The organism is Marinobacter sp. bablab_jr003, from assembly GCF_016464245.1.
Lineage (GTDB): Bacteria > Pseudomonadota > Gammaproteobacteria > Pseudomonadales > Oleiphilaceae > Marinobacter > Marinobacter vinifirmus.
In genome coordinates this window covers 184,321-191,059 of record NZ_JADARC010000099.1, presented here as the reverse complement: position 1 = coordinate 191,059, position 6,739 = coordinate 184,321, and the positions used below count along the sequence as shown (strand labels likewise).

Sequence of the window (6,739 nt, the reverse complement as noted above, 5' to 3'; positions counted from 1 at the left end):
CCGCGCCGGACGTTTTGATGGGGAAATCAGGCAGCCTGCCAAGGTGGCAGCTTTGCCGTGGAATCAGTGGCAGCTTTCGCGTGGAATGGGTGGCAGGCTTCGTCTGGAATCAGTGGCAACCTTGGTCTGGAATACGCAGTTCCATTGCTCCAAAACAGGAGCAAGGCTGTCAGCACCCTTCCCGATCCCGTCCAGAATTGGCTTTTCAAGGGCCCTCAAATCACTGAACAGATCTTCCAGGCGCTGCTCATTATCATCATGATCTCGCGCTGCCCGCGACTCGTCGCCGGTGAGCAGGTAGTCATATCGGCTCCACAAAACGTCGTAGCGAAGGGTCAACTCATCCGGATCGCCTACACCATTCGCCGCAAGCGAGAGCTCCCTGTCAAACGCACTCGCTTCATTGCCCAACTGGGCCAAGTTCCAGGATGCCATTCGTATGGTGCTGAGAGACACCGACTGCAGTTTTCTGTCCTGGAAATAGGTATAGAAGCTCCCACCCAATAGCAAGAGTACGATCAGAAACAGAAAGACAACCGTCGTCCGCGAAAACAGTCCGGAAAGGAGCGTACCCTTATTCACGATTATTTAAGCTCAATGCCGCTGAGCTACCAGACCATATAACGATGAAAATCTTCCTCATCCAACTCGGGACGCTGAGACAGCGGCAGAATGATCCAGAAAGGGCCGCGGTCGCGAACCGGCATGGTTCTGGAATCCCGACGGGTAGCAATGATCGCATCCAATGAGAGGAGCTCTTCCAGAGAACCGGTGACCTTGTAATCGTTCAGAGCGGTCAGGGTGATCTGTGTTTCGCCCGATACACCAAATGTTTCCAGAACGCGTGCCAGAGTCGGACCGGAAAACTGAACCTCCCCGTCAAAATAGGGGCTGATTGTCGAAAAGGTGGTTTGGGGAAAGCTTTCAAGCTCATTCCGGTCCAGAACTAGAGTGTTCGCGTCACTGGTGATCGTCAGCTTCGGGGCTGCAATCGCCTGGGCGGAAAACACGAACATAATCAGCATAAAAATCAGTGGCAAACGACGCAATTCAGGCACCCTCTTATCTGGAGTCATCAAAAGTTGCGGCCAAGGTAATGTGATCGATTTTTAATCGCCAGCAGGGTTTTGTTACTTTGTGTAAGGGCTTTGTCAAAAAGCTTGAAAGTGTCGATTTTCTGACAGCTTTTTCATTTACAAACAAATAGTTATCGTTACGTGATCTTTGCAGCACTAAGGTAAGTAATTTCCAGCATTCGGACAACGATATAAGACAAAAGGTTAAGATTACTAACGGATCCCTGATGCCCGGAGACTAGTGAACACACTTACTGTTATTAACGGAGACTACGATTTCACTGGGTGTCCCAAAGGAGCCAGAAATGTCGAGTTGATCTTACCCTAGGATTTGGGACCATCTAAGGATTGAGATGGACTTACCCCGGTGCATTACACACTCCTGGCCTATATTGAGGACAGGTCAAAACTACCCATGCCGAAGGCTTCTGACTGATTAACCGAGTAAGAACGGAGTTTGTTGCCCGCAAAAATCACGGCCAAAACCGACTAGAAAATGCCTGCTCGAATGTCCGCTTTTGTTTAAGCGGGAACAAGCGCCACCACATCCCGTAAGCAACGGTCAAAACCGACCTTTCTATATTGCCCAAGAAACTGACAGTGTTCCAAAGCTGAAGTTGTCTTTATGGCGCTCGTCTTCGCTGGTCGAGGCACGCAATGTGACCGCGGCCAGCAGGTGATCCCACTGCCAGGTAGCGCCCAGACCAAGCCGACCAATCGGCGGCCCTTCGTCGAAACGGTAAGCCCCGGCATTGTCATCGATGTAGGAATAGCCTACATACTCCAGCCCCAGCCCCACATATACTGACCAGCTACTGCCTGAATCCTTGAACGAGCCCGGCAAAGCGATGGTTGAGGATGTACCAGCGTAGTCCGGCACAAAGTTTATAGGAAGGTGTCTGCCAAGCTGCCAGACCAACCCGGTTTTAGCGGAGGTCCGAAAACTCGACAGTAGTCCGGATCCAACCACCGACACACGCTGTTCAATGTTGCCGCCCTGCCCGAGTTGCAGGAGTTTTCGGCCATGCGCAGCCTGAATGCCACCCACCACATCGGTTCCAAGCTGACTCCCCCACCCTTGCGGCTTGTCGCTTCCAGTGGCTTTGTGCACCCATTTCTGAACCGACTCGGCACCGCTTTCGGGCCCAATAACGCCAATGTGAGCACCAAACCCGGTAATCGTATCGGCGTTCCAGCTCCAGAGTGTGCCGCTGAGCGACAGGTGGCCGGCATAGGGAATGTCGTCGAACTGCGGATCTTCAACCGTAATATCTTCAGGTGTGACCATGAATTGCCGCAAACTCAGACTTACCGCCTGCTTTGAATCGACAGTTCCAATACCTGGCAGAAAGCGCAGCTCATCACGCAGAACCCGGGCAAATTTTGCCGACTTTCCATCGTTCTCGTCAGCGGTGTCCGTCAGATACGAAAAGCGTACCCCGTTTGTATAGCCGCGATCGGTTCCGGTAAGCAGGTCGTTATCCCAGGACAGGTTCACGACTTCTGCCTTCAGGATGGTTGGGAAAACACTAATAACGAAAAACAGCAGGAAGGCACATTCGCAGCGACGGCTCAAATCCAGTCTCTCCGGTTGATACTATGAGTTAACGAGCATGGCCTACTGTCGAGTCATACCTGTTACAACGGCCACTCAATCCAGATGTGCAGACTAAGTCGCTTTCCCCCGCTTTTCTAGTTCCCTCCCATCGACGCCATCAGGTTTCCTAGCACCCGTCAAAGCGTGGCCGAAACAGCTTCAGATCCAACGTATTATCAGAGGGGGCTTCGGTGGCCAGCCATTTCTCGACAATCTCTTGAAACTCCCCACTGGCCCACAAAGCGCGAAGCCCTTCATTCAATCGGTAGCGGAGGATGTTTGATCGAGGATTCTTGTGGCCAAAGAGTACGTGGTAATAGCTGCTTTTAAAGGGCTTGGGGGCAAACGTAAGTTCCTTCGCTTCCTCTGGCGTCATCCACTGATCAATCATCGCCATGCCAACCAGGGGATCCATCGGAAACAAATCAATGCGTCCGGCTAACAGTTTCCGGAAATTGGCCTCGTCCGATGTGGTCACATCCACGCTCACAGTGCCTCGGCCCACAAGGCTCGCGAGCTTTTCGTTGTAGCTATAGTCCTGGGTAGCGCCTATGGACATCCCCTCCAGATCTTCAGCCGACGCCCAGTCAAACTGCAAAGCATGCCGATGGTAAAACACATATTGATACGGAAGAACTCCGGCTGAATAAAGAAAGTCGTCTGACCGCTGTTCCACACACGACCAGGCCGCCGTTCCATCGAACTGCCCGGCCTTCGCGAGCATCAAAGCCCGGGACCAGGGATAGAATGTGAAATGGGTCTTCAGCCCCTGAGTCGCATAGGCCTGAGTGATCAACTCGGCGAGCAGCCCATTATCATCGGCGGATTCATCAAAGTACGGTGGCCAGTGTCCAGTGGTAAGCCGAACCGTATCGGAGGCTTGGAGATGCGGGGCAAGTAAAGCTGAAAAGGTGAAAAGTAAACATGCGACCGTCCCTGGAAAACGTAGCAATAGATTAGGTTCCCTTTTGATCAATTAGTGTAAAAATGATTACCGTTTAAAGTAGTACAGACTTACACCTGACGCCACACGTCGAGCCGAACCACTCGTGGAGTCTCTACCTCACCCAAACCGCGGTTACCCGATTCCGACCCAGCGCTTTGCTTTGGTACATCGCCCTATCGGCCCGGCTAACGGCTGTGACAGCGTCATCTCCTTCGCGCAGATCCGTCACACCAATACTCACCGTGGCTTCCCCTTGTCCCCCATTGGCACCCAGCCCCCGACAGGTTTCCAACGCACCCCTTAAACACTCCGCCGTTTTCAGGGCATCACTGACGGTGCACTGCGGCATGATCACCAGGAATTCCTCACCACCCCAGCGCGCGACCAAATCCTGGGTTCTCAGCTCCTGCCGGAGAATGTCGGAAAAAGCCTGCAACACCTTATCGCCAGCATCGTGTCCTCGGCTGTCGTTGAGCTGCTTGAAGTGATCAAGATCCATCAGCATCAAGCTCACTGGATCACCGGAACGTTTGAATCGCTCAATTTCCTGATCGAGCAGGTATTGCATCTGTCGACGGTTCAGCAGGCCAGTCAACGAATCGGTGATGGCCACTTTCTGCCGCCGCTTCTGGGCCGCGATGACAACGCCCAGGTAAAATGCCGACAAATAACTGAACATGGCGAAAACAACGGTCAAGTTGAACAGGTGCACCAGGTTGAGGGCCGTTTCTGGAATAGGCTGCAGGGGTGCGACAAACCACATCACCACATCCAGGGCTACGTAGTAGGCCCAAAGCACACACAGCCCGGGCACTATCCATTTCCGGGGTGCCGAAAGACAGATCGCCGGGATAAACATCAGTAAGTAGTAGTGAAAGCCGCTGCCCCAGCCGATCATCACAATCCCAATGGCTGCGTGAACAACCACTTCCGTCCAGATCAACCAGACAGCCAGTCGGTTACGCCGTTGCTTCAGAGCGTAATAGGCTCCAATGTACATGGCCACGCTAACCACGTTCACCCAGGCCAAGACCGGAGAATCCAGAACCAGGAACAGGAAAAAGAAGGCAACATCCACCGAACCGGCAATCTGGGCACAGCGCATGGCCAGCTGCCAGAAAGCAGGCCTTTTGATTCGCGCCGGCGCACTTCTAATATCAAAGGCGGGTGAGGTATCCACGATGCTCCTGGGCCAGACATTATTATCGTTAAAGCAGAATAGTTGCCCTATGTATCCATAGTGGTTCAAACACTGCCTGGGAGGAACGGCTATCACAACTTTTAACATTCACGGTCGGAGTCACCAGGTATCGGCGGTGGATTCCGAGTGGGTTTGTTCAAGAATTTGCCGTTTGGCACCAGACTGATCCAACCGCCTCAAAATACGAGCCAGTGGCTGTGCAAGGTCAGTGTGGCGTTCGTACAGGTAATGGTAGAGCGTGAACGTAGTCACCGGTTCAGCGTGCTGATGGAACCTGTTCCAGCTGGCGTGCTGCATTGGGGAAAAACCTTCAATCTCCGATACCAGGGCCACGCTTACCCTTTCCCGCTCCAGTAACTCATTCACCTAGGCATAACTTTCGGTAAGCACCGGTTCCAAACCTGCACTTGCGGCCATCATTTCCTCGACAATCACTCCCCGGCGTATGGCAACCAACTGGGGAGACTCCTGCGCCGATGCCTTCCAGTCAGCAACCGGTTCTCGGGTTACCGCAAAGAGCTGCCCCTCCAGTAACGGATACGGAACCTTAACCAGGCTTTCAGTGTCATTGCCGACGGCCTCAACCCGAAAAAGGTCACCGTCCATGACACCTTGCTCTGCCATCATAAGCGCGCGCCGCGACGGAAAGACATGTGTCACCAGTTCAATGTTCAGCTCTTTATAGGCAGCACGAAGCAACCGAATGCCTAACGCCACACTGGGCACATCCTCGATGACTGCGATGTTTAGCGTTTGCTCCGCTTTACCGGTTGTCACGTCGGCACTTGCACAGGAGGCGCCGGCGGCGAATAGGAGCAACAACAGCATTCTACCCATATCGCGACCACTCAGTTTTAGACGTTCTCATAGGAGGATAGTTGAGAAACCAGCGCCGAAGGCCAGACCGGCTGCGGCTGACCCATAATCAACGCTTGGAGTCCGGAGCGCCACGGTCGCAGTTCATAGACTACGCTTTTGAGCCTGCCGATGCCCAGGAACACGACACCCTCCACCCTATAATTAGATTTCTAGAGGTAGGAACCGTAATCCAGATAGGTATAAAGGTTCTCAGTAATGGCGAAATTAACAAAGGTGCCAAGAGATGGGCCACTTTCGGAATCTTCGCCCCAACAGGGGCCGTAACCAAATTTCAGTTTACCGACCGAAGCAGCAACAGCGGCCCGTCAACTTAGGCGTTGGCATAGGCTCAGATCTCGCATTGAAAATTCAATCGAACCCTTGAAAAGGAAATAGAAAAAAGGCAAAAGCCAGTACACAAAGGCAGATGTTGATTACAATGAGGCAGCAGACCGGGCTGCCTGATCGTAAAGCCCCGAGATACCTCTAAGAAAGCTGGCAATCGAGCCCAAATCTGTATTGGAAAACCCGAGTGTCCTGAGTGAGTCCACCAGGCAGTTTTCACGGATCTCTGCATAGATTTGACAGAGCCGTTCGCCCTTTTCAGTGATCGAGTAAAGAGTCTCTTTACCGCGACGCTCCGAGTTTATCACTTCGTGTTTTACGAGCTTCTTGAGGGCGTAGGTTACCGTGTGGGTATCCTCTACATTGAGAACCAAACAGATATCAGCCGACTTCTTTGATCGACCTCTGTGGTTTACGCTGTGCAAAACCAGAATATCCAGGGGACTTAGATCCGGAAGTCCTGCTGCATTCATGCAGCGAACCATCCACCGGTTGAAGGCGTTTCCGGCAACAATCAAGCCAAACTCAAGCTCAGACAGTTCGGCCGCGCGACCGGATAGATGTGATGAGGACACGATTGGCCCTACCGTTTTTCCAGAGTGACGATCTTCGCCAACTTGCCCAACGGCGTCCTTGTCTGTGTTTTTTGTCATAGACCCACCAAGACGTTCCTGTTCGATAAAAGTGGCCTGCCCGATGATGGGGACAGGCCGCGA

8 protein-coding genes are annotated in these 6,739 nt (G+C 52.8%); all 8 read right to left on the bottom strand.

Annotated elements, in window-relative coordinates; translation table 11 throughout:
- Positions 1 to 63 precede the first annotated feature (63 nt).
- Positions 64 to 582, bottom strand: a complete 519-nt coding sequence (locus H3Z84_RS10290) for a hypothetical protein (RefSeq protein WP_199457381.1) — start codon at positions 580 to 582, stop codon at positions 64 to 66.
- A 26-nt stretch (positions 583 to 608) separates the two neighbouring features.
- Positions 609 to 1,076, bottom strand: coding sequence for a hypothetical protein (locus H3Z84_RS10285; RefSeq protein WP_199457380.1), 468 nt, complete (start codon positions 1,074 to 1,076; stop codon positions 609 to 611).
- A gap of 577 nt (positions 1,077 to 1,653) precedes the next feature.
- Entirely contained in the window at positions 1,654 to 2,652 is a 999-nt protein-coding gene (locus H3Z84_RS10280) for a lipid A deacylase LpxR family protein (protein WP_199457379.1), read from the bottom strand.
- A gap of 148 nt (positions 2,653 to 2,800) precedes the next feature.
- Positions 2,801 to 3,625: a substrate-binding periplasmic protein gene (locus tag H3Z84_RS10275; protein ID WP_199457378.1), complete on the bottom strand. Its 825-nt coding sequence runs from the start codon at positions 3,623 to 3,625 to the stop codon at positions 2,801 to 2,803.
- Between the two features lie 106 nt (positions 3,626 to 3,731).
- Positions 3,732 to 4,799, bottom strand: a complete 1,068-nt coding sequence (locus tag H3Z84_RS10270; RefSeq protein WP_323126995.1) for a GGDEF domain-containing protein — start codon at positions 4,797 to 4,799, stop codon at positions 3,732 to 3,734.
- Between the two features lie 120 nt (positions 4,800 to 4,919).
- Complete coding sequence (locus H3Z84_RS10265; protein ID WP_199457376.1) at positions 4,920 to 5,186, bottom strand: hypothetical protein; 267 nt, start codon at positions 5,184 to 5,186, stop codon at positions 4,920 to 4,922.
- Positions 5,187 to 5,648, bottom strand: coding sequence for a hypothetical protein (locus tag H3Z84_RS10260; protein ID WP_199457375.1), 462 nt, complete (start codon positions 5,646 to 5,648; stop codon positions 5,187 to 5,189). It lies immediately after the preceding gene.
- A gap of 464 nt (positions 5,649 to 6,112) precedes the next feature.
- Positions 6,113 to 6,676, bottom strand: coding sequence for a winged helix DNA-binding protein (locus tag H3Z84_RS10255; RefSeq protein ID WP_199457374.1), 564 nt, complete (start codon positions 6,674 to 6,676; stop codon positions 6,113 to 6,115).
- Positions 6,677 to 6,739: the final 63 nt, after the last annotated feature.